This is a genomic window from Sorangium sp. So ce385, assembly GCF_051474135.1.
GTDB classification, from domain to species: Bacteria; Myxococcota_A; Polyangia; order Polyangiales; family Polyangiaceae; genus Sorangium; species Sorangium cellulosum_D.
The window spans coordinates 10,063,013-10,084,923 of sequence record NZ_CP150337.1 but is presented as its reverse complement, the minus strand read 5'-3'; the positions used below and the strand labels follow the sequence as shown (position 1 = coordinate 10,084,923).

The window sequence follows — 21,911 nt, the reverse complement described above, 5'->3', positions numbered from 1 at the left end:
GGCATACACCGTCTGCGCGCCGGCGATCAGCACGGCGCGGCGCCCGGCGCGCCGATGCCCGGCGCGCGCGACGGTCCGAGGAGCGCCCCGCGCTCGGCGAGGTCGCTCAGGAGGGCCGCGGCGCTCTCCAGCACCGGGCCTTCGACCGGGTGCCCCAGCGCGGCGCAGCCCTGGACCACGGCGTCGCCGAGCGCGGCGCCCGCGAGGAGGCGGTCGAGGATCTCGGCCGCGAGCGGCGTGAGCTCGAGGAAGCGCACGTCGTGCCCGGCGTCGCGGTACACGAGCAGGCGCGTGGGCTCGCGGGCCGGCACGTCGCGCGCCGACACGGCGCCTTGCAGCCGGTGGACCGCGTGCTCGTAGCGCGCGAGCGCCGCGGCCCGCTGGAAGCGCACGCCGCGGTCGAGCGAGAGCGCCTCGCCGGGGGCGGGCGCGCCCGGTGCGTCCGGTCCGCGCGTCGCGTCCGGTTCGCCCGTCGCGGCGGGGTCGCCCGTCGCGGCGGCCTCTTCCTCGTCCGGCTCGGCGAGCGCCGCCGCGAAGGCGGCGAGCTCGTGGCGGGCGAGATCCGCGAGGTAAGCGGGCACCTCCGGGTCCTCGACCCAGCGCGGCGCCGCGAAGGCCACGAACGCGAAGGCGACGTCGCGGAGGTAGCGCGACCGGGGCAGCTCCGCCTCGAGGAAGCGCGCCGCGTCCGCCTCGAACCGGTCGCCGAGCCGCGCCGCGGTCCGCGGGATCCCGGCGCGGATCGCGCCGGTCAGCCCGCGGCGGACGAGGCTCCGGTAGAGCAGCAGCCGCCTCGGCGGGAGCGCGGCCATCGCCTCGAGGTCCGGTCCCTCGAGCCCGGCGCTGGCGAGCCACGCGCGCGGGTCGGCCGCGATCGCCTCGCCGTCCGGCGCGCTCACGCTCGCCTGGAGCGCCCGCTGCAGCGCCGCGAGCTCCGGCGGCGGCTCGGCCATCGCCTCGCGCGCCCCGCTCGCGCCCGGGAGCTCCGGCGGCGGCCCGGCCATCGCCTCGCGCGGCGCGCTCATGCCCGCGCCTCCCGCGCGGCGAGCCCGCGCCGGTACGCCGCGTCGACCTCGGCAAGCTCCGCGAGCAGCGCGTCGAGCGGCGGCACGTCGTTGTCGCGCTCCAGCACGACCGGCACCGGCCCGGTCCGCGCGACCGCGCGGGCGAGCAGGTCGAGCACCGGCTCGATCACCGGCGCGCCGTGCGTGTCGAGGACGACCCCCGCGTCGTCGCGCCATTCGTGCCCGGCCACGTGCATCGAGACGACGCGCGTGGGTGGAATTTTCTCCAGGTACGCGACCGGGTCGAAGCCGTGGTTCCTGGCGTTGACGTAGATGTTGTTCACGTCGAGCAGGAGCCCGCAGCCGGCGCGCTCGAGCACCTCGACGAGGAAGTCGGCCTCGTCGAGCGAGGCGCGGCCCGGGACCAGGTAGTAGGTGATGTTCTCGATGGCCATCGGGCGCTCGAGCCGGTCCGCGGCCTCGCGGATGCGGGCCGCGGCGTGGACGGCGGCCGCGGAGGTGAGCGGGAGCGGCAGGAGGTCGTGCACGAACCTGCCGTCGACGCCCGAGAAGCAGAGGTGGTCGCTGTGGAACGGCGGATCGAGCCGATCGACGAACGCCCGCAGGGCGCGCAGGTAGCCGTCGTCGAGCGGATCGACCCCGCCGACCGAGAGGGTGAGCCCGTGCGTCAGGATGGCGCGGTGCTCCCGGACGCGCGCGATCGCGGCGGGGTAGTAGCCGCCGCGGCGCATGTAGTTCTCGGGGGAGAGCTCGAAGAAGGGGACGGCCAGCGCCGCGCCGCGCGCGCCCTCGTCGGGCGCCTCGAGCGCCGCGAGCACCTCGTCGAGGAACTCCCATCGGAGCCCGAGGCCGACGCCGGTGAGCGCGCTTTCGGTCATGGGGGCGCGGGGCGGGCGGGGCCGACCGGGATCAGGCGCAGGTGCCCTGGCCGCAGCCCGCGTGGCCGGGCTTCTTGGCGGCCGCCTTCTTCGCGGCGGGCTTGGGCGCGGCGGTCGGCGTGGGCGGCGTGGGCGCGGTGGCCGCCGGGGTGGCCGTGGGCGCGACCTGCGGCGAGGTCGCGGCGGACTGCGCGTCGCTCGGCGGCGCGGCGGACCCAGGCGCGGCCGGGGCCGCGGGGACGTTCGCGCCCGCGGCGGCGTCGCCGGAGGTCGTCTCGGCCGGCGCGGGCTCGGCCGGCGCGGCGGGGGCGGCCGGGGTCGCCTCTTGCTCGGCGGGGACCTCGGTCGCGTTGACCGGCGCCTGCGCGCCGCCGCAGCCGCCCATCAGCAGGGCGCCGGCGCTCAGCGCGGCGAGGGTCTCGTAAATGCTCTTCTTCGACAGCATCGTGTGGCTCCTCTGGTTCTCGTCGTGACGGGCCTGCGCCCACTACGGGCGAGGCGTGATCCGGTTTCCCGGCGGCGCACGGAGCGCCGTGTCATCTCAAAACCGCCGCGGCGCCGCAATGGCTCCCGGGCAGGCGGCGCGCGCCGCTCATCGCGCCGCGCTTCCCGCCGGCGCCGCGGCTGCCGCCGGCGCCGGGGTCGCCGCGCCCGCGGTCGCGGTGAGCTCGAGCGACACCATCGCCTCTTTGGCGACCTTGGGCGCCAGCACCTCGAGCGTCTTCTGGGCGAGCTTGCCGAACGCCTCGCGCGGCCGGACGTCGTGCTCGGCCAGCCCGACCGAGAACGGCTTCGCCGTCTTCACGGTGACGCCGGCGGGCCTGTCGCCCTCGTACCGGAACGTGGCGATGAGCTCCACGGTCTTCGGGGTCTGCCGCTGGTGCAGCAGGAGGTCGCCCGACGCGGTGACGGTCACCGTCCGCTCCGCGCCGGACAGCTTCGAGAGGTCCTTCTCGCCGGAGGTCGAGATCGACCGGATCGCGAACTGGGCCTTCGCGTTCTTCTCGCGGACGTCGTCGGGCGTGTCCTTGGAGATCTCGAGCCAGGTGCGCGCGTGCTCGTTCTGCACGTCGCTCTTCTTCTCCTCGCCGGGCTTGCCGTCGTCGCCCACGGCGGTCTGGAAGAGCTCGAGCGTGGCGAGGTCGACCGTGATGAGGCCCGTCGTCTTCGTGATGTCGGTGGGATCGACCTGCAACGTCCCCCCGGCGGCGCCCTCGATTCGCCCGCGGATCTTCTCTCGCGGCGCATCCATCGCGAGCTCGACCTTGCTGCCCGCCCGGTCGATCGCGAAGGCGGTCGCGGCGGGCGCCTTCGCTTCCGGCGCCTTGAGCTCGGTCGCGGCGGGCGCGAGGGGTTGCGGCTCTCCCTGGCATGCGGTCGCGCCCGTCGCGGCGGCCGCGAGCACGACGAGGAGCAGTGTCCTTGTCCGAATCGTCTTCACGCTCGTCTCCTGGGTCTCATGGGGTTGGTGCTCGCGGCCGTGATCGCGTGGCGCTCTCCACTGGAGCAGGAAGGTAGGAGGGCGGGAAGGGCGATCGGGGGCTGCCCCGTCTGCCCACCCGCTCGCTCGATGTCACCGTCGACCCGAGCGATGCCGTGGCCGCGGGCGCGTCCGATCCGGGCGAGCGGGTGGCTCGGCGCGCCTCGCTTGATGCTGCGTACGGGTTTACGTGCGAGCGGCGGCGCGGTTTCGGCGACGGATGCGGCCGTGAGGCGGCGTCGCGCGGGCGGGCGAGCGGCGCGGGTGAGGGCGTCGGACCCGGGCTGCACAGCCGCGCGTGGCCTGTGGTGTGCACGAGGCGGTCGTCGGAGGCGGAACCGGTCCACCCGGGGGGGAGGCGGAACCGGTCCACCCGGGGGGAGAACTGCAATGAGCACGCGACGATTCGCGGCGTCGGCCATGGCGGCCGCCGCCATGATGGCGCTCGCTGGCGCGGCGGGGGCGCAGGGCGCGGCGCGACAGGAGCAGCGCGATCGGCCGGCGGGCAACGTCCCACCGGCGGATCAGCCGCTCATCCGGCGCATCCCCGAGCCCACGATCGCGGTCGAGGGCGGCTTCGGCATGCTGGGCTACCTGGGAGGGACCGCGGGCGTCGGGCCCACCTGGAACGTGCGCGTGACCGGGAGCATGTCGCCGCGCGTGGCCGTCGAGGGCAACTACATCGGCTCGGTGAACCAGCGCGCGACGCTGGGCCGGTCGCTGGTGCTGACGTCGCTCGACGCGGGGCTGCGGTACAACGTCTTGCGGGCCGACGAGGCGATCGTGCAGCCGTTCGTGGTCGCGGGGCTGGGTTACGCCGGCTGGGCGGGCGAGGGTGGCGATGCGTTCGCGCTGACGGTGCCGGTCACCGTGGGGGTGGAGCGGCTGGTCACGCGCAACGTCAAGGTGGGCGCCCGGCTCAACTTCCGCCCGGCGTTCTTCGACGACCTGACCGTCCGGGGCGCTGCGACCCAGACGGGCGGCGACAGCTGGGCGCTGCTCGCGCACGGCGGCGGCGCGTTCTGACCGGGGTTGAGGCGGGCGGTCCGACCCGGGTTGAGGTGACCCGACCCAGGTTGAGGTAGCCCGACCCAGGTTGAGGTAGCCCGACCCAGGTTGAGGTAGCCCGACCCAGGTTGAGGTAGCCCGACCCAGGTTGAGGTAGCCCGACCCAGGTTGAGGTAGCCCGACCCAGGTTGAGGCGACCCGACCCAGGTTGAGCCGGCCGACCCAGGTTGAGCCGGACGGCCCGACCCAGGTTGAGGCGCTCGGTCCTGCCGGGGGCCTCCGGCCGCCGAGGCAAAAGCGCCGGACGACCTCGTTCCGTGGAGTAGTCTGCCGGGCGCGCTGGTCGGCGACCTGCCTTCCGGTCCCCGGCCCAGCCTCACCCACGGAGAACGACGGCATGAACACGCGCAGCTGCTCGCCCCGCCGGGGCCTGCTCTTCTTCTTCACGGGGCTCGCGCTCGCCGGGAGCGCCGCCTGCACGCCCCGGCAGCAGGCCACCCAGCGGACGTCGACGACGGCGACCGGCCCGACCCCGGAGCGTGACTGCTCGGTCGGGCCGCTCCTGGATTGCCCCGAGGGCCAGCTCGACGGTTGCGCCAACGGGACCACCTCGGTGCACCGGTGCGTCGAGGCGGGCCCCGGGAAGTGCCTCGACATCCGGGCTGCGCTCGTGAAATGCCAGGAGAGCGAGATCCTGACCCACGAGGGCTGCCCCGAGCCCGCCTACATGCAGCGGTGCGCGCCCAGGCCGACGCAGCAGCAGCAGCCGTGACCCGGCGGCCCGCGAGGGGGCTCCGCGGGCCGCAACATCGACAAATACATACGTAATTACGAAGGTTTACGCCCCGATCTCCCCGCGGGGAGCTTCGTGTCCGAGACGACCGGCCCCCCCTCGTACGACCCGGCGCCGCCCTCGCTGCCCCAGGTCTCGACCTCGCCGGGGGGCGCGTCCTCTCGCTCGCCGGACGACGTGATCGGCCCGCGGACGCCGGGGACGTCCGCCTGCGGGTGCGGCAGCTTCTCCTCGCTGACCTCGCGCTCGGGCCGCGGGGCGCCCAGCTGGTCGCGCGTTGTCTCGTCTCCCATGTTTCCTCCTTCCGGAGGCCTCTGGGGCCGGCGCGCCCGATCGTCCACTCCCTCCCCGGCGCTCGCCGCCGGCCTACCCCTCGGCGCTCCCGACGGGGATCGTGAACCGGAACGTGGTCCCCACGCCCACGCGGCTCTCCACCTGGATGGTCCCCCCGTGCGCGACCACGAGCTCCCGGGCGATGGCCAGCCCGAGCCCGGTGCCCTTGTAGCCGTTCCGCTGGCCGCGCCAGAACCGCTCGAACAGGTACGGCAGCTCGTCCTCCGGGATCCCCGGCCCCGTGTCCGCCACCGAGAAGACGACGTGCTCCTCCCGGTGCTCGCACCGCACCGTGACCGACCCCTGGGCGCCGGTCACCTTGAGCGCGTTGCTCAGGAGGTTCGAGAGCACCTGGAGCACGCGATCGCGATCGCACACGACGAGCGGGACGTCCTCGGTCGACGCCACGCCCAGGTGGACCCCCTTCTCCTGGGCCTGCGACTCGAACGTCTCGACCGCCTCCCGGCTGATCTCCCGCGGGTCCTGCGGCTGCCGGCGCAGCGCCAGCCGGCCGGCGCGCAGGCTCGCGAAATCGAGCAGGTCGTGGAGCAGCCGATCCATCCGGTGCGCCGAGCGCTGGATCGCCTGAATCGCCTTCGCGTCCCCCTTTTCCCCCCGCGCCGCCGCGCGCTTGGTCATCACGGCGGCCGCGGTGATGATCGCGCTCAGCGGGTTCCGGAGGTCGTGGGACACCGTGGCGAGCACGTTGTCCCGGAGCTCGATCGCGCGCTGCGCGGCCTCGTAGAGCCGGGCGTTGTCCGCGGCGAGCGCCGCCCGCTGCGCCAGATCGTGCGCGACCGCCAGGTCCGCCTCGTCGTAGATCCGCCCGGACTCCGCGGTCGCCAGGGTGATGCAGCCGAACGTGCGCCCCCGCGCCACCATCGGCACCACCATGGCCGACGTGATCCCGAGCGCGCGGACCAGCCGGCGGAAGGCGGGGTGCTCGCCGACCGAGGCGAGCAGCGGGTGCGACAGGTCCCGGACGAGCTCCGGCCGCTCGGTGCAGAGGACCTGCTCCATCAGCGCCGTCAGCGCCGGGGGCGGATCCATCTCGCGGAAGAGCGCGCGCGCCCGCTTCACGGTCTCCGGGTCCGCGTGCGTCAGCGTGACCCGCCGCGCCGCCTCGAACTCCGGCAGCGTCTGGATCACGCACCAGTCCGCGAGCTCGGGCACCGTGAGGCGGCCGAGCCGGTCGAGCGTTCCCTGGAGATCGAGGCTGTCGCTCAGGGCGGCGCTCGCGGCCGCGAGGAAGCGCTGCCCCTGCTCGGCGCGCGTGCGCTCGGTGATGTCGAAGAAGGTGACGATGCCCGCCGAGACGCGCCCGTCCGGATCCCGCACCGGCGACGAGCGCACGAGGATGCGCCCCCACGTGCCGTCGCCGCGGAGGATGTCGATCTCCTCGTCGTTCACGACCTCGCCCGTCGTGACGGTGCGCGAGAGCGGCCACTCCCACGTCTCGTACGGCTTGCCCGACCGCGGGTGGAAGCCGCGGCCGGTGTAGCCCTCGATGCTCTGGATGCCCTCGAACGACTGCCGGAAGATCTCCGTGGCCTGCCGGTTCGTGAGGAGGACGCGCCCCGTCTGCCGCTCGCCGATGATGAGCCCCGCCGGCATCTGCTCGACCACGGTCGCGAGCAGCGCGCGGGCGTCGTCCGCCTGGTGCCGCGACGCGCGCTCCTTCGCGACGAGCTGCGCCTGCACGATGATCCCGGTCGCCCGGCTGGTCATCGTGCGGAGCATCAGCATGTCCTCGTCGGAGAAGTCCTCGGCGTTGCGGGAGCCGAGGATCGCGACGCCGATGGCGTGCCCCTCGTGGAGCAGCGGCACGCCGTAGACGGCGCGCAGCCCCCTCGACCGGATCTCGCGCGCGGTCGCGGGCAGGGCCGGGAGTGCGGCGTCGAGCGAGGTGGGCCCGCGCAGCGCGAGCACCGCGCGGGCGAACTCCCGCGTCGCCTCGAGCGGCGGGCCGAGCAGCGGCCCATCGTCGAGGCCGGCCGTCGCGTGCACCTCGAGGCCGTCCCCGAGCAGGACGATCGCCACGTCCACGGCGGCCGCCGCCTCCCGCGTGGCGCGGATGAGCGCCTTCAGGAAGGTGTCCAGGTCGCTGCTGCCGAGGGCGGCCGCCGAGATCGTGTCGAGCGCCTGGAGCAGGCGCACGCGCGCCTCCTGGTAATGCGACACGGCGCCCGCGATCGCCTCGTCGATCGCCGCGTTCAGCCGGATCAGCTCGCGCCCGCCGTCCCCGCCGCCGTCGCGCTCCCAGAGCTCCAGGATCACGGCGCGGAGCGCCGCGTACTCCATCACCACGTCGGAGAGGTCGTACCCGTGGGCCAGCCGGTTCAGCGCGTGATACCCGGGCATGCCGCGGAGCCTCCGGTCGACAGCGGCCTCCGCGCCCTCGCTCCCGGTGGCCTCGGCGATGTACGCGAGGACGCTCGGGATATGGTCGGTCAGCAACGTATCCGACAGCCGCCGCGCCGGGCTCAGCGATTGGACCCGCTGCTTCCACTTCTCCAGGACCGCGTCGTGATGGCGCTGGATGAAGTCGGAGAGCCGCTTTGGGTTCGGTCTACCGAGCTGCTCCATCGAGGTCCTTACGATAGCGCGAAACCTTGAGCATGTGTTCACCTCGCGCCCCGCCCCGCCCGGCGCCGAGTCGCGTCGAGCTGGCGGGCGGGAGTCGCTCCCGGGCGGAGCGCGCGGCGGCGCGGAGCCGCGCCCTCAGCTCCGGATGCCTGGCGCCTCGTGTCCGCTCTGGGCGACGTACTCCAGGTATCCGCCGCCGTAGACGCGCGGCCCGTCGGGCAGGAGCTCGAGGACGCGGTTCGACAGCGCGGCGAGGAAGCGGCGATCGTGCGAGACGAACAGCATGGTGCCCTCGAACGAGGAGAGCGCCTCGACGAGCATCTCCTTGGTCGCCATATCGAGGTGGTTGGTCGGCTCGTCGAGCACCAGGAAATTCGGCGGATCGTAGAGCATGATCGCGAGCACGAGGCGGGCCTTCTCGCCGCCGGACAGCACGCGACACGGCTTGTCGATGTCGTCGCCGGAGAAGCCGAATGCGCCGGCGAGCGTGCGGAGCGAGCCGATGGAGGCCTGGGGGAAGGCAGCGACGATGGACTCCCAGACGGAGCGGGTCGGGTCGAGCAGCTCCATCGCGTGCTGCGCGAAGTACCCCAGCTTGACGCTCGCGCCGACGCTCACCTGGCCGGCGTCCGGCGCGGAGGCCCCGGCGATGAGCTTGAGCAGCGTGGACTTGCCGGCGCCGTTCACGCCCATGACGCACCAGCGCTCGCGGCGGCGGATCAGGAGGTCGAACCCGTCGTAGATGGGGCGGCCTCCGAACGACTTCTTGACCCCGTCGAGCCGCGCCACGTCGTCGCCCGAGCGCGGGGCCGGCTTGAACTCGAAGCGGATGGTCCTCCGGCGCTTCGGCGGCTCGACCTTGTCGATCTTCTCGAGCTTCTTCACGCGCGACTGGACCTGCGCCGCCTTGGCGGCCTGGGCCTTGAAGCGCTCGATGAAGCGCATCTCCTTCGCGAGCATCGCCTGCTGGCGCTCGTATTGCGCCTCGGCCTGCTGCTCGATGATGGCGCGCTGCTGCTCGTAGAACTCGTAATTGCCCGAGTAGCTGGTGAGCTCGCCGCCGTCGATCTCGATGATCTTGGTGACGATGCGGTTCATGAACTCGCGATCGTGCGAGGTCATGACGAGCGCCCCTGGATACTGCTTCAGGTACCCTTCGAGCCAGATGATCGACTCGATGTCGAGGTGGTTGGTCGGCTCGTCGAGCAGGAGCGCGTCGGGCCGCATGAGGAGGATGCGCGCGAGCGCGACGCGCATCTTCCAGCCGCCGGAGAGGGCGCCCACGTCGCCATCCATCATGGCCTGGCTGAAGCCGAGGCCGGCGAGGATCTCGCGCGCCTTGGCGTCGAGCGCGTAGCCGCCGAGCTCTTCGTAGCGGGCCTGCGCCTGGCCGAAGCGCTCGATCAGGCTTTCCATCTCGTCCATGCGCTCGGGGTCGGCGAGCGCGGCCTCGAGCTCGCGGAGCTCCGCCGCGACGACGGAGACCGGGCCGGCGCCGTCCATGGTCTCGGCGACGGCGCTCCTGCCCTTCATCTCGCCGACATCCTGGCTGAAGTAGCCGATGGTGACGCCGCGGTCGATCGCGACCTGGCCGCCGTCGGGCGCCTCTTCCTTGGTGATCATCCGGAAGATCGTCGTCTTGCCGGAGCCGTTCGGCCCCACCAGGCCGACCTTCTCGCCGCGGTTCACCGCCGCGGAGGCCTCGAGGAAGAGGATCTGCTTACCGTGCTGCTTGCTGATGGAATCGAGGCGGATCACGAGGGGCGCTGCCGCGGGGAGGCGGCTCCTTTCCGCGCACGTATACCAGACGGCCCGTCGCGCGACGTGGCAATTTTTCCGCCGCAAGGTGGTGACCACAACGGGCGCGTCGCCTGTGATAAATCCACGTCATGCGCATCTCGGGATGGAGATCTTTGCTTATGAGAGCTCGATTTTCTCTGTTGCTATGTGGAATCCTGCCTGCGGCCGCGAGCGGCTGTGGTGACGGCGCCGGTTCTCCCGGATTTCCCTCGGAAGGGGGCGGCGATCCGGGCGGCTCCACCGGGGACCAGGTCGCCACGAGCGGCAGCGGCAGCGGCAGCGGCGGCGCGGGCGCGAGCGGCGCGACGAGCGGCGCGACGAACGGCGCGACGACGGCGAGCGGGTCAGGCGGCGCGGGCGGCGGCGGGTCCGGCGAGGGCGGGCTCGGCGGCGGGGGCGGCGGCGGGGGCGGCGGCGACCTGGGGATCTGCCCGGGAGGGCCGTATGCGGCCGATCCGCTGCCGGCGAACCGCACGGCGCAGCGGGTGCGCGGCGGGTTCGACTACCTCGAGGGGCCGGTCTGGGTCGCCGAGCTCGGCGCGCTGTTCTTCTCGGACATCCACCGCATGCAGCGGAACCAGCCGCCGCTCAACGGCCCGCCGGCGACCCTGCGCCGGTTCACGCCTCCGGGCTCGTTCGACGTGTTCATCGAGAACAGCTCGACGAACGGTCTCGCCCTGTCCGCGGACGGGGAGCTGATCGCGTGCACCCACGACACGCGCGGCATCTCCGCCTTCGACCTCGGCACGAAGTCGCGGCGTCCAGTGGCCGAGCTCTACGGTGGCAAGCGGTTCAACGCGCCGAACGACGTCGCCGTGCGGGCCGACGGCAACGTCTATTTCAGCGATCCGGAGTTCCAGCTCACCGGCATGTCGGAGCTGCCGACGGCGGTGTACCGCGTGTCGCCGTCCGGCGAGGTGAGCGTCGTGGGCACGATGACCGAGCCGAACGGCGTCGCGCTCTCGCCCGACGAGCGCGTCCTCTATGCCGGCGAGTTCAGCGCCGGCCGGATCCGGCGATATCCGCTGGATGAAGGCGGCGCGCCCGGCCCCTCCTCCGATTTCGCCTCGGGCCTCATGAAGGCCGACGGCATGGGCGTCGACTGCGCGGGCAACCTCTACGTCGGGTGGACGGGCGGCGTCGAGGTCTTCGCGCCGTCCGGCGCGAGGCTCGGCACGATCGGGGGGATGAGCGAGGCGACGAACGTCGCGTTCGGCGGGGCCGATCGGAAGACGCTTTACATCACGGCGGGCGACTCGCTCTATTCGATAGCGATGAACATCCCCGGGTATCCCGACTGAGGGCGCGGCCCGCCGGGCGGATCCATCCGATTCGACGCCACGCCGCAGGGCGCGAGGCCGCGGAGGATGATCCGCGGGCCTTGCCACTTCGCGCGTGCGAGGGCAAAAGGCCCGCATGAGCAAGGTCCAGATCCTCTCGTATTCCGGGTGCAGCACCTGCAAGAAGGCCTTGAAGTGGCTCGGCGAGCGCGGCGTCGACGTCGCCGTGCGGCCCATCGTCGACGAGCCGCCGACGGCCGAGGAGCTCGCCCGATGGATCCCGGCCAGCGGGCTCCCGGTGCGCCGGTGGCTCAACACGAGCGGGCAGAGCTACCGCGCCCTCGGCAAGGCGCGGGTGGACGCCGCGAGCGACGCGGAGGTCGCGCGGTGGCTCACCGAGGACGGGAAGCTCGTCAAGCGGCCCGTGCTGGTGAAGGGGAGCCGGGTGCTGGTGGGCTTTCGCGAGGACGACTACGCCGCGCTGTTCGGCTGAGATCGCCAGCCTTCTCCTTCGATCCGGGGCAGGCGTTCGACGTCTGGATCGACGACGGCGCCTTTGGCCGGCAGGCGCAGGGAGGGCGCCTCAGGGCGCCGAGGTGAAGCGGCCTTGCCGGACCTGGCTCAGCTCGAACGAGCTCTCCGGGTCCAGGGTCTTGTCCGTCGTGCCGCCGCGCGTGCGGCTGATCACGAGGTCCACATCGCAGCTCTCGGGCTCCTGCGAGCTCGTCGCCTCCAGCTCATCCGCTTCGATGGTGTACGTCCCGGGATCGCCCCCGACATCGAACGTCTTGGCGAAGATGCATCTGCCGTCCACGCGGATCACCATGTCGTCGCCCGACCCGCTCGGCGCCCACGTGACCGTGAGGTCCTCGCCGCGCGGGACCGGATCCTTGGGCAGCGCCTCGAGGTCGAACGGGTCGGGGAGCGTCCCGGCGTTGTTCGGCGCGTCGTCGTCGTCCTCGCGGTCCAGCCGCACCGTGAACTCGGTGCCTCCCTCCCCGATGTCGAAGTGGGCCACGTAGACCCCGGAGCTCTCGGAGGACATCTCGACCTCCTCGCCGTCCGCCGTCGCCGAGATCCGGTCTCCCGCGCTCAGGATGACGTAGGTGTTGCTCTCGTCGCCGCCCGCCTTGAGCGTGGCCTTCACGCTCGTCGACGACGCGCTCTCGGCGGTCGCCTCTATCGTCGCCGAGATCCCTCCGGTGCGGATCTGCTTCGAGTCGAGCGTCTCCGTGCAGCCCGCGAGCAGCCCGGAGGCCGCGAGCCCGAACATGGCCATCGTGGTCTTCGTGATCATGAATTGCCCTTTCCTCATCGCGATACCTTCCCATCCGGGCGCGCCGGCCTGTAGTTTTTTATTGATGCTACACCCGATCGTGTCCATCGTGTCCACCGACGAGGCGCACGTTTTCGACGAATCGGGGAGATCCCGACGTGGATTGACCTGCATCGACGCCGCAACCTGGGTGCAGGCTGGGTGCAAGGCGGCGTGAGCCCGCCGCGGCCGCGCGGCGTGGCGCGCCGGCGCGCGCAGCGCGATGGGCGCCGCGGGCGAGCTGCGTTACGGGCGGGTTGCGCCGGCGGCGACGGGCGCGGGCAGGCTCACCACCGGCTCTGGACCGCGACGCCGCCGCCGCTCGGCCCGGCGAGCAGCGACCAGCGGACCGTCCCGGCCTGCGGGCGGGACGCGGCGCTGGCCTGCGGGCCGGACGGGGAAGGCTCCGTCAGGAAGAGCAGCACCGCCGCACCCGCGAGCGCCGCGCCGGCGCTGAAGCCGATCGTGCTCACCGTCCCCAGGTCCTTCGCGCGTTCGCCGGCGGCCTTCGCGACGGGGGTGTCGCATTCCGCCACGCCGGGGCTTACGTCCTTGCACTCCTTGTCCGCGCGGCTGCTCTCGTTGAGCGCCATCCACCCGGTCACCGAGCCGACGAGCAGCCCGCTCACGGCGAGCCCGCCCGCCACGTAGGCCAGGACGCGCTGGCCGCTGGGCCCGGACGACTGCGGGGCCGCCGCGGCGCCCTTCGCGCCGTTCGCGGGCGGCACGCCGAGCGGGTCGGGCGGCCGAGCCGCCGGCTTGTCGGGGGGAGGCTCCTCGCGGGGGAGCTTCACCTCGAGCGCGATCGTCTTCGCGTCGGACCTGTCGATCGTGAACCGCACCTCGTGCAGCGGCCCCCCCGGCGCCCTCGTCGTCACGACGTGCTCTCCCGGGTTGACGGGGAGCGGGATGCCGAAGGAAGGCCGCTCGAGGATGATGCCGTCGCGCTGCACCACCGTGCCCGCGGGCGCGTCGTCCGGCAGCGACAGCGTGAGTTGCGGGACGAGCGGCGCGAGCGTATCGCGCTGCTCGATCGCGACCTTGTAGCGCTCGAGCTGCTGGAGCTTGTCGGCCTCCGACATGCGGGAATACAGCGCCAGAAAGTCGTTGTAGCGCGCAACGGCGGTGGCGATGCGCCCCCACTGGGCCTCGCACTCGGCGAGCGTGAACAGCCGACCTGCGCGAGGATCGAGCCGATAGCTCTCGGCGAGGGCAGGGCAGCCCACCGAATGCCGGCCCGCCAGCATGTCCGCGAGACCGCGGTTGAAGAGCGACTCGGCCACGGCCACGGCGTCGGGTTGCGCGCTTGCCGGAGCGGTGAGAGCGATGCTCAGCAATCCGCTCACTAGAGGCGCAGACCAGGCGAAGCGCATCGGTGGATGCATGAGATACCATTCCCGGTATCGCCGCAGGCAAGAAAACAGCGCTCCGCCGTCGCCGCGTCGGCGCGGGCGCCGCGTCAGTCCGCCGAGTAGAGCGATTCCCGGGGCTTGGCCGAGGAGGACGCCGGCGGGATCGGCGTGTGCCCCGCGCTGGAAGGCGGCGCGGCGCTGGACGGCGGCGCTGCGCTGGACGGCGGCGCTGCGCTGGACGGTGGTGCGGCGCTGGAAGGCGGCGCTGCGCCGGACGATGTCGCTGCGCTGGACGACGTCGCGGCGCTGGACGGCGCCGTGGCGCGAGGGTGCGGCGCCGCGCGAGGCGGCAGCATCGCGTCGTTCGCGCTCGCGGACGCTGCCGCGGGGACGGGCGCCAGGTCGCCGTGCTCGAGCGGCGCGGGCGTCACGGCCGCAGGCGCCGCGAGGTCGGGCGCTCCGGGGGGCCCGGAGGCCTCGGGGAGAGCGGGGACCGGCACGGCCGAGGGGAAGGGCGGCGTGGAGATCGGCGGGGCGGGGGCCGCCCGGGCCACCGGCGCGTCCGGCGCGTTGCCCGGAGCGAAGCGCGCGCCCCCGCCGAGCGAGGCGAAGGCGATGGCGCCGCCGCCGATCAGGGCGACGGCCGCGATCGCGACCGTGGACCATCTCCGCGGCGGCGCGGCAGCGACCCTCGTCTCCACGCCCGTGCTGGAGGACTGGGCGGGCGCCGGCACCGACGAAGCGGGACCCTGGTGTGCGCGCGGCAGCGGCGTTTCCACCACGGACAGGCGCGACGACTTCGCCGGCGCGGGCGCGATGTCGAAGATCTCGGCGAGCGCCTCGACCGCGGCGGATGCGGTCGGAAAGCGCGCCTCGGGGTCGTGCGCCGTCGCCTTCGCGAACCACGCGTCGAAGGCCGGGGGCAGCTCCACCCCATCGGCCGCCGCGCGCGCGCACGCGGGCTCCTGAGGGCCGTACATCGCGATCACCGCGAACGCGAGCGTGTTGCTGAACTCCCGCATGTCGTTGAGCCAGTAGGCCTTGCCGACGAGGAGCGTGTACGCGATCATGCCGAGCGCGAAGAGATCGACGGCCTTCGAGATGGACGCGCCGCTGAACTGCTCAGGCGCCATGTAGAGCGGCGTCCCGAGGGCCGCGGTCGTCGCCGAGTCGAGCGCGGTCTCCGCGACGAGCTTGGCAATGCCGAAATCGAGCACCTTGATGCGGAACTCGTCGTCGTCGCCGATCGCCGCCAGGAACAAGTTCGCCGGCTTGAGATCGCGGTGGACGACCCCGGCGGCGTGCGTCTTGTCGAGGGCGATCGCCGTCTGGCGCAGGTAGGCGACGGCCGCCTCCGGCGACAGGCGCCCGAGGCGGCGGATGCGCTTGCTGAGCTCCTCGCCGCGGAGCAGCTCCATGACCAGGAACGGCATCCCGGTCTCCGCGTCGATCCCGGCGTCGAACACCTCGACGATGTGCTCGGTGGCGATGCGGGCGGCGACGCGCGCCTCGAGCTTGAACCGGGCGTGGAACTCGGGGTTCTCGGCGAGGTGCGGGTGCATCACCTTGAGCGCCCGCCGGCGCTCCGTCTCGATGTGCACGACCTCGTAGACCGCGCCCATGGCTCCGGTCGCGATGCAGCGCACGACGCGGTACCTGCCTGCGAACAGCCTCCCCTCGATGAAGTTCAGCGACATGGGTCCACCGCGTCGATCGAGCTTACACCATGGGGTCCGACGGCTGCATCCAGGAACTTGCCGTCGCAGGTTCGCCTACAGCGCTCGCCCCGTGTAGGACGCGCTGGCGCGATCCATGCGGGTACGTTCGCGGTGTTTCGTCGTGTCTCGCCGTGTTGCGCCGCTCGACCAGCTCGATCTCGGCATGGCCGAGATCCATGCCTTCCAGCTCAGTTTACGATGTCGTGGAAGAATTCGAACTCTGAAGCGACGTTTCCTCAGAGCACGAGCACCGCGAGCAGGCGGGGCCCGTGGAACAGGTCGAAGCCGCCGATGTCGATCTTGCGGCCGACCGTGTAGGTCGTCTCGTCTCCACGCCTCGTCGCGTGGATGCTGGACACGATGCCCTGGCCGACCGCCTCGACGTTGTAGGACAGCTCGGTCAGCAGGCGGAGCCGGCTGAGGTACGACGTCAGCCGGAGCCGGAGCCCCACGGACAGGTTGCCGGAGAGCGCGATCATCGTCGCCTCGTCGACCTCGCGCGGGCCGCCCGGGACCGCGGGATCCGCCGAGAAGGCGTAGCGCACCGGTCCGGCGCCTCCGTAGAGGCCGAGGTCGCCGAACGGCGCGAGCCGCGGCCACTCGCCGTTGCCCATCCGCAGGCTGAAGCCGCCCTGGTAGAAGCGCGATGTCACGCTCTGGGCAGGGCTCTGCCGCTCGAAGACGTAAACATTGCCGGTGCCCGGCTCCCGCTCGCGGAGCGCATAGAAGATGCGCGGGAGCTTGTAATCCATGTACCGGAAGCCGACGAGCAGCTCCTCCAGGTAGACATCGTCCGCGGCCTCCGGGAAGAGCTTCGTCACGTCGAAGCCGACGTCGATCTGGCGGACGAGGAGCTGGAACGGCGCGCTCGCCACGGCGCCGGCGTCGCGCCCGGTCACCGGATCGACGGCGAGCTCGGTGACGTTGCCCGAGGTGAACCGCGCGATCTTGAGGCTCGTGCTGATGCCGACGAGGTCGGCGCCGATGTCGAACACGTCGCTCGCGAAGCCGTTCAGGCCGATCAGCTTCCCGAGCGAGTTATCGTACGCGATGTCGCCCCCCGACGAGAACAGCCGGTCCGTCTTGAACCCGGCGTTGAGGCGCGCGGCGTTGCGCACGTGCTCGAAGTCGTACGTGAGCAGCGCGCGGCCGCCGACCATGAACACGGGATCGACGTCGTAGGCGAGCCGCCGCGTCCTGCCCCGGTAATCGTTGATGCCGCCCGAGGAGTTCGGGCTCGCGAGCTGGTGGAAGAAGAGGAGCTCGACGTCGCTCTTCAGCTGGAGGTGGACGGCGTCGAGGCTGATCGCCCGACCCTGCTCGAGCAGGCTCTCCTGCATCTCGAACCCCGCCGTGTCCTCGAGCGGCGTCCGCGCCGGCACGGCGAGCGCCTCGGCGCAGGCGGAGAGCGCCTCGCGCTGCTCCTCGAGGACCCTGGAGAGCGCCTCCGCGCGCGCTGCCGTGGCCCCGTAGCCCGGCTCGCCGCGCGCGACGCGCCGGGCCTGCTTCACCACGTACGGCGCCACGGCGAGCGCCTCGGTGTGCATCCGCAGGAGGAACGACGTGACGCGGAGGGCGTCGCGCGCGATGGTCGCGGCGGGCTCCTGCCCCGCGCTCGCCGCGCGGAGCTCGGCGGCCGCGCCCGCGATGTCCCGTTGCGCGGCGGCGAGCGCTCGCCGCCGCCCGGCGACCTTCCCCTTCGCGGCGGCGAGCTCGGGCGTGTCCGGCGCGCCGAGGGGCCTTCCGGCCGAGAGCCGCGCGACGCTCCGCTCCTCGGCGGCGAGCGCCCGCGCGTGCCCCGCCAGCGCCTGCCACGCGGCCGGGAGGCGGCCCGCGGCGCTGGAGGCGGGCGGGGGCGCCGCGGGCGCTCTCGGCGGCGCCGTGGGCGGGGGCGCCGCGGGGACAGGCGCCGCGAGCGCCGCCAGCGCGTCGAAGAGCCGCGCGAACGCGGGCGGCGCCGGCCGCGGCGCCGCCGCGCGGGCGAGCGCCTCGTCGAGCTTCACGCGGTAGAGCTTGGCGAGCGGGACCTCGTGCTCCCCGTCGTACGGCGCGGCTTCCTCGAAGCGCTCGCGGAGCCGCTCGCCCTCGTCGTCGTCGAGCCGGAGCGCCGCGACCCACGCGTCGCCCGGGGAGTAGGCGGTGTTCGCGAGGACCTCGTCCGCGAGCCAGACCGCGCGCTCCAGATCGGCCGCGCGGTCGTCGATGATCGCGCGGCGGGCGTCCTCGTTGGCGAAGGCGCGCGCCGCGCGGACGTTGTACGTGGCGGGGACGCACGCCGGGGCCGCGGCTGCGGCGAGGAAGAGGCCTACGAGCGCCGGGCCCGGTCGCACCGGCGCGAGCCTACCACGGCGCGCGAGCGCGCCTCCACGCCGGCGTCGCGCGGGGGCGAGGCGCGCCTCCGCGCGGCGCCGGCGTGGCTGGCGTGCAGGCGCGGCGTCCGTTCACGAGCGCACTGGACGCCGCGCCGCCGGCCTGCTCAGAATGCGCGGCCGTGGCTGCCAGCCGACCCAACGAGATTGACGGCGCGCGGGCCGAGGCCTTGCTGAGCCGTCGCATCCGCGCAAGACAGCGCAACACAGCGGTCGCTGACGGAGCATGAGCAACGCGTGAAGGAGAAGAACCGGGATGAATGATGCCACATCCAGCTGCGACATCGGCATGATCGGGCTGGCCGTCATGGGCGAGAACGTCGCGCTCAACATGGCCGACCACGGGTTCAAGGTGGCCGTGTACAACCGCACGGTGCAGGTCGCGAAGGACTTCGTCGCGAGGAACCCGAGCACCCCCGGCGGCCTTGTCTACTGCGAGACGCTGAAGGACTTCGTCCGCGCCCTGAAGAAGCCGCGCAAGGCGGTGATCCTGGTCAAGGCCGGTCCGCCGGTGGACATGGTAGTCAAGCAGCTCATCGAGGCGGGCGTCGAGCCGGACGACATCGTCGTCGATCTGGGCAACTCGCTCTGGACGGACACCATCCGTCGGGAGCATGAGTACGCGCAGCAGTGCAAGTTCTTCGGCTCGGGCGTGTCGGGCGGCGAGGTGGGGGCGCGCTTCGGCCCCTCGCTGATGCCGGGCGGCGATCCCGAGTCCTGGAAGCACCTGGAGCCGATCTGGCGCGCGATCGCCGCCAAGGTCGATCCTGCGACCGGCAAGCCGCTCGAGGGCGCGGCCCCTGGCAAGCCGGTGGAGGGCGGCGTCCCCTGCACGGCGTACATCGGGCCGAACGGCGCGGGCCATTACGTGAAGATGGTCCACAACGGCATCGAGTACATCGACATGCAGCTCATCTGCGAGGCGTACACGCTCCTCGACGGGCTGCTCGGGCTGTCGAAGGACGAGATGTCGCGGGTGTTCGCCGAGTGGAACAGCGGCGATCTCGACTCGTACCTCATCCAGATCACCGCGGACATCCTCCAGCAGAAGGACCCTGTCCAGAAGGACAAGCCGTTCGTCGATTTCGTCCTCGACACCGCGGGGCAGAAGGGCACCGGCAAGTGGACGAGCAGCAATGCGCTCGACATGGGCATCCCCGCGAACGCCATCGCCGAGGCGGTGTTTGCCCGTTGCCTCTCGGCGCTCAAGGACGAGCGCGTCGAGGCCTCGAAGCAGCTCGCGGGGCCGACGCCGACCCGGGTCGAGGATCGTCAGGGCACGATCACGGCGATCCGCGACGCCCTGTATTGCTCGAAGATCTGCGCCTACGCTCAGGGTTTCCAGCTCATGGCCGCCGCCCAGGCGGAGTACAAGTGGAAGCTCGATTTCGGCACGATCGCGAGCATCTGGCGCGGCGGATGCATCATCCGCGCGCGGTTCCTCCAGAAGATCACGGAGGCGTACACGCGCAATCCTGGCCTGACGAACCTCCTGCTCGACCCGTACTTCAACGATCAGATCAAGCTGGGTCAGGCCAACTGGCGCAAGGTGGTCTCGATCGCCGCGCAGAACGGCGTCTGGGCGCCGGCGTTCATGTCGGCCCTGTCGTATTACGACGGTTACCGCGCGCCCCACCTGCCCGCGAACCTCCTGCAGGCGCAGCGCGACTACTTCGGCGCCCACACCTACGAGCGCACGGATCAGCCGCGCGGCAAGTTCTTCCACCTCGACTGGCCCCACCCCTCCCGCCCTCAGCTCGAGATCAAGGGGACCGGCGGCGGCCACTGACCGCCCCCGCGACCCCCTCCTGACAGCCCAGGCCTGAGCAAGGCCTGCCAGGCCGCCGCCCCGGCGAGGCCTCGCCTCAGGTGAGGCTGATCCGCGGCCGCAGGTTCCGCTCGCGCAGGAACGGCTCGAAGTCGTCCATGATGTCGAGCTGCACCCCCGCCAGGCTCATCGCCGCCGCGATCGTCTGGATCCCCATGCGCCCCAGCTTGTTCATCTCGGGCGGCGGACGGACCACGATGTGCTCGATCCGGTCGCGCACGCTGAGCCCCCACTGCGTCAGGACCACGCGCGCCTCGGTCTCGTGGCGCACCATGAGCGCCATGTCGTAGATGAAGTACGCCCGCTCCCCCGGGCGCATCACGCCCACGAGCTTCTGGTACGCGTCGACCGAGATGAACCGCGCCATCTCGCCCGTCGCCGCCGTCTCGCGCAGGAGCTGCACCACCATGCCCGCCGGCTGCGTGATCCACACGCCGACGCTCCCGCTGTCATCGAGCAGGTGCGGCTGCCTTCGGAACGCAAGTCTGCGGTTCGACGGGAGCATCTCTCTAATGACAATAGCCATTCCGGCTACCGGGGCCCGCCCGCGACGACCGGACGCGCCCCGCCCGCCCATCCGGCCCGGCAACGCCGAAGCATGCTGCTGTTCCACACATCACCGGCCGAGCTCCTTCCTCGGGGTCAACGCTGCGCCATGGTGGTCCGAAACGGCGAATACGGCCAGAAATGTGCGATTCTGCCGCTTCAGGCCGCCGGTGGCAACGTCGCGCTGCCGCGCCGGTCGCCATCGCGATCCCTTTCGGAAACTTCCTGGAAACATTGGAGAATGGCGGCTGCTCGCGGCCGCCCGCTCAGCCCTGGCACGGCCAGCCCCGGCGCGCTCTTCGCCGGCTGGGACACGGCGAGCGGGGGCGACGCGCGCGGCCGATCAGGCGAACAGCGCGGCGCAGGCCGACCCGATCAGGTTGACGTGCTCGAGCCGGGCGATCCGCGGCTCGACACGCGCGCCGACGAGGCCGCGCAGCGTCTCCTGCACCCGCGGCGCGTAGCGCGGATCGCCCCAGAAGAGGCTGCCCTCCGCCAGGATGCCCACCCCCGGGGGGCTCTCGAGCACGTCGGCGACCGCCGCGAGCGCCGCCGCCACGAGGTCGGCCGAGCGCTGCAGCAGGTCGCCGGCGACCCGCCGCGCGTCCCCCGTGCCCTCGTCGCGGAGCCGCACCAGGTCGGCCGAGCTGGTCAGGGGAGCGTGCTCCGGGCACAGCCGCGCGAAGAGCCGCGGCAGGTAGGCCCCGGACACCGCCTTCTCGAAGCGCTGCGCCCCCGGGTTCTCCGAGCTCGCGTCGACCTCCGCGTCGAAGGGCTGGAGGTGCGGAGGGTTGAAGTTGCCGTTCTCGAGGTTGACCGCCATCGGCGCGACGAAGTGCCCGGTCTTGAGCTTCGGGATCCGACCGGCGGGGAGGAACGTGGCCATGTTGGTCCCCGTCCCCACGATGAGGCCGATGAACGCCGCGGGCGAGGCCCCGCCGTGCGTGAAGGCGCCCCCGAGCAGGCTCGCCACCGTGTCGTTCAGCACCCGGACCGGGCCGGGCCGGAGCTTCCGCGCGGCGAGCGCCCGGCCGAGCCGCTCGCCCACGTTCGTGCCCTCGACCCCCGTGATCTGGACGCCCTTGGTCCAGCGGAGCAGCCGCGCGTCGAGCGACGGCAGGGTCTCCGAAGGATACGAGAAGCAGTACCCCACCGGCAGGCCCTGCACGGCGCCGAGGCGCTCGACCAGCTCCGCCTGCACATCGAAGAAGGCGTCGCCCGCGACCTCGGGCCCGCCCGGGAACTTCGCCGGCGCGGGCCCGGCGACGATGCGCGACACGCCGCCCGGCTGGAGCTCCACGATGGCGGCGCGCAGGTTCGTGCCGCCGGCGTCGACCACCACGGCGCGGCCGGTCATCCCCTCCGGCGGCGGCGCGAGGTAGGCGGGGAGCGCGGCGATCTCGGTGCCGGGCGTGGAGAGGCCGAAGACGATGCGGGCCGCGAGGGTGCGGCGAATGTCCTGGAGCTCGGTGAGCGAGAGCTTCATCAGGGAAATGCTTACCCTCTGGCTCCTGAGAAGGAAATAACTTTGCAACTCAGGCCGCGAGCGTGCTTGGCGCCGGCCCCGCTCGGACGGCAGATGTCCAGCGCGCCGCCGCCG

At 72.7% G+C, this 21,911-nt stretch carries 18 protein-coding genes; 5 read left to right on the top strand and 13 right to left on the bottom strand.

Annotated elements, in window-relative coordinates; genetic code table 11:
- Positions 1-26: 26 nt before the first annotated feature.
- The 4 genes from WME83_RS36790 to WME83_RS36775 form a co-directional block, all read right to left on the bottom strand.
- Positions 27-1,025 (bottom strand): HvfC family peptide modification chaperone, encoded by a 999-nt coding sequence (locus tag WME83_RS36790; RefSeq protein WP_437314374.1) that lies wholly within the window; start codon positions 1,023-1,025, stop codon positions 27-29.
- Positions 1,022-1,903 (bottom strand): DUF692 domain-containing protein, encoded by an 882-nt coding sequence (locus tag WME83_RS36785; RefSeq protein WP_437314373.1) that lies wholly within the window; start codon positions 1,901-1,903, stop codon positions 1,022-1,024. The genes WME83_RS36790 and WME83_RS36785 overlap by 4 nt, the downstream gene beginning before the upstream one ends.
- 31 nt (positions 1,904-1,934) lie before the next feature.
- Complete coding sequence (locus WME83_RS36780) at positions 1,935-2,348, bottom strand: hypothetical protein (protein WP_437314372.1); 414 nt, start codon at positions 2,346-2,348, stop codon at positions 1,935-1,937.
- A 147-nt stretch (positions 2,349-2,495) separates the two neighbouring features.
- Positions 2,496-3,344 carry a hypothetical protein gene (locus tag WME83_RS36775; RefSeq protein ID WP_437314371.1) on the bottom strand — a complete coding sequence of 283 codons (849 nt, stop codon included), beginning with the start codon at positions 3,342-3,344 and terminating at the stop codon, positions 2,496-2,498.
- A gap of 429 nt (positions 3,345-3,773) precedes the next feature.
- Between WME83_RS36775 and WME83_RS36770 the strand changes: the two genes are divergently transcribed.
- A complete protein-coding gene (locus tag WME83_RS36770) occupies positions 3,774-4,409 on the top strand; it encodes a hypothetical protein (protein WP_437314370.1) in 636 nt (211 codons plus the stop codon).
- A 379-nt stretch (positions 4,410-4,788) separates the two neighbouring features.
- A complete protein-coding gene (locus WME83_RS36765; protein ID WP_437314369.1) occupies positions 4,789-5,163 on the top strand; it encodes a hypothetical protein in 375 nt (124 codons plus the stop codon).
- 56 nt (positions 5,164-5,219) lie between these two features.
- Here WME83_RS36765 and WME83_RS36760 read toward each other — a convergent pair whose 3' ends face one another.
- The 3 genes from WME83_RS36760 to abc-f form a co-directional block, all read right to left on the bottom strand.
- A complete protein-coding gene (locus tag WME83_RS36760; protein WP_437314368.1) occupies positions 5,220-5,477 on the bottom strand; it encodes a hypothetical protein in 258 nt (85 codons plus the stop codon).
- A gap of 73 nt (positions 5,478-5,550) precedes the next feature.
- On the bottom strand, positions 5,551-8,103 hold the full coding sequence (locus tag WME83_RS36755; RefSeq protein ID WP_437314367.1) for an ATP-binding protein: 2,553 nt from the start codon (positions 8,101-8,103) through the stop codon (positions 5,551-5,553).
- 135 nt (positions 8,104-8,238) lie between these two features.
- Positions 8,239-9,861 (bottom strand): ribosomal protection-like ABC-F family protein, encoded by a 1,623-nt coding sequence (gene abc-f / locus WME83_RS36750; RefSeq protein ID WP_437314366.1) that lies wholly within the window; start codon positions 9,859-9,861, stop codon positions 8,239-8,241.
- A 161-nt stretch (positions 9,862-10,022) separates the two neighbouring features.
- Between abc-f and WME83_RS36745 the strand changes: the two genes are divergently transcribed.
- Both WME83_RS36745 and WME83_RS36740 read left to right on the top strand, forming a co-directional pair.
- On the top strand, positions 10,023-11,204 hold the full coding sequence (locus WME83_RS36745) for an SMP-30/gluconolactonase/LRE family protein (protein WP_437314365.1): 1,182 nt from the start codon (positions 10,023-10,025) through the stop codon (positions 11,202-11,204).
- 115 nt (positions 11,205-11,319) lie between these two features.
- Entirely contained in the window at positions 11,320-11,676 is a 357-nt protein-coding gene (locus tag WME83_RS36740) for an arsenate reductase family protein (RefSeq protein WP_020739063.1), read from the top strand.
- Between the two features lie 90 nt (positions 11,677-11,766).
- On the opposite strand, the gene WME83_RS36735 is transcribed toward WME83_RS36740, so the two are convergent.
- The 4 genes from WME83_RS36735 to WME83_RS36720 all read right to left on the bottom strand — a co-directional run bounded on the left by WME83_RS36735 (position 11,767) and on the right by WME83_RS36720 (position 17,898).
- Positions 11,767-12,480 carry a hypothetical protein gene (locus WME83_RS36735; RefSeq protein WP_437314364.1) on the bottom strand — a complete coding sequence of 238 codons (714 nt, stop codon included), beginning with the start codon at positions 12,478-12,480 and terminating at the stop codon, positions 11,767-11,769.
- 305 nt (positions 12,481-12,785) lie between these two features.
- Positions 12,786-13,844, bottom strand: a complete 1,059-nt coding sequence (locus tag WME83_RS36730) for a hypothetical protein (protein WP_437314363.1) — start codon at positions 13,842-13,844, stop codon at positions 12,786-12,788.
- 113 nt (positions 13,845-13,957) lie between these two features.
- The gene (locus WME83_RS36725) at positions 13,958-15,547 is read right to left on the bottom strand and encodes a serine/threonine-protein kinase (protein ID WP_437314362.1); all 1,590 of its coding nucleotides are present in this window, start codon (positions 15,545-15,547) and stop codon (positions 13,958-13,960) included.
- A 257-nt stretch (positions 15,548-15,804) separates the two neighbouring features.
- Positions 15,805-17,898, bottom strand: a complete 2,094-nt coding sequence (locus WME83_RS36720) for a hypothetical protein (protein WP_437314361.1) — start codon at positions 17,896-17,898, stop codon at positions 15,805-15,807.
- A 295-nt stretch (positions 17,899-18,193) separates the two neighbouring features.
- Here WME83_RS36720 and gndA point away from each other — a divergent pair, with 295 nt between their 5' ends.
- A complete protein-coding gene (gndA, locus tag WME83_RS36715; RefSeq protein ID WP_437314360.1) occupies positions 18,194-19,726 on the top strand; it encodes an NADP-dependent phosphogluconate dehydrogenase in 1,533 nt (510 codons plus the stop codon).
- Between the two features lie 76 nt (positions 19,727-19,802).
- On the opposite strand, the gene WME83_RS36710 is transcribed toward gndA, so the two are convergent.
- Both WME83_RS36710 and WME83_RS36705 read right to left on the bottom strand, forming a co-directional pair.
- Complete coding sequence (locus tag WME83_RS36710) at positions 19,803-20,198, bottom strand: hypothetical protein (RefSeq protein WP_437314359.1); 396 nt, start codon at positions 20,196-20,198, stop codon at positions 19,803-19,805.
- 456 nt (positions 20,199-20,654) lie between these two features.
- Positions 20,655-21,797: a hypothetical protein gene (locus tag WME83_RS36705; RefSeq protein ID WP_437314358.1), complete on the bottom strand. Its 1,143-nt coding sequence runs from the start codon at positions 21,795-21,797 to the stop codon at positions 20,655-20,657.
- Positions 21,798-21,911 lie beyond the last annotated feature (114 nt).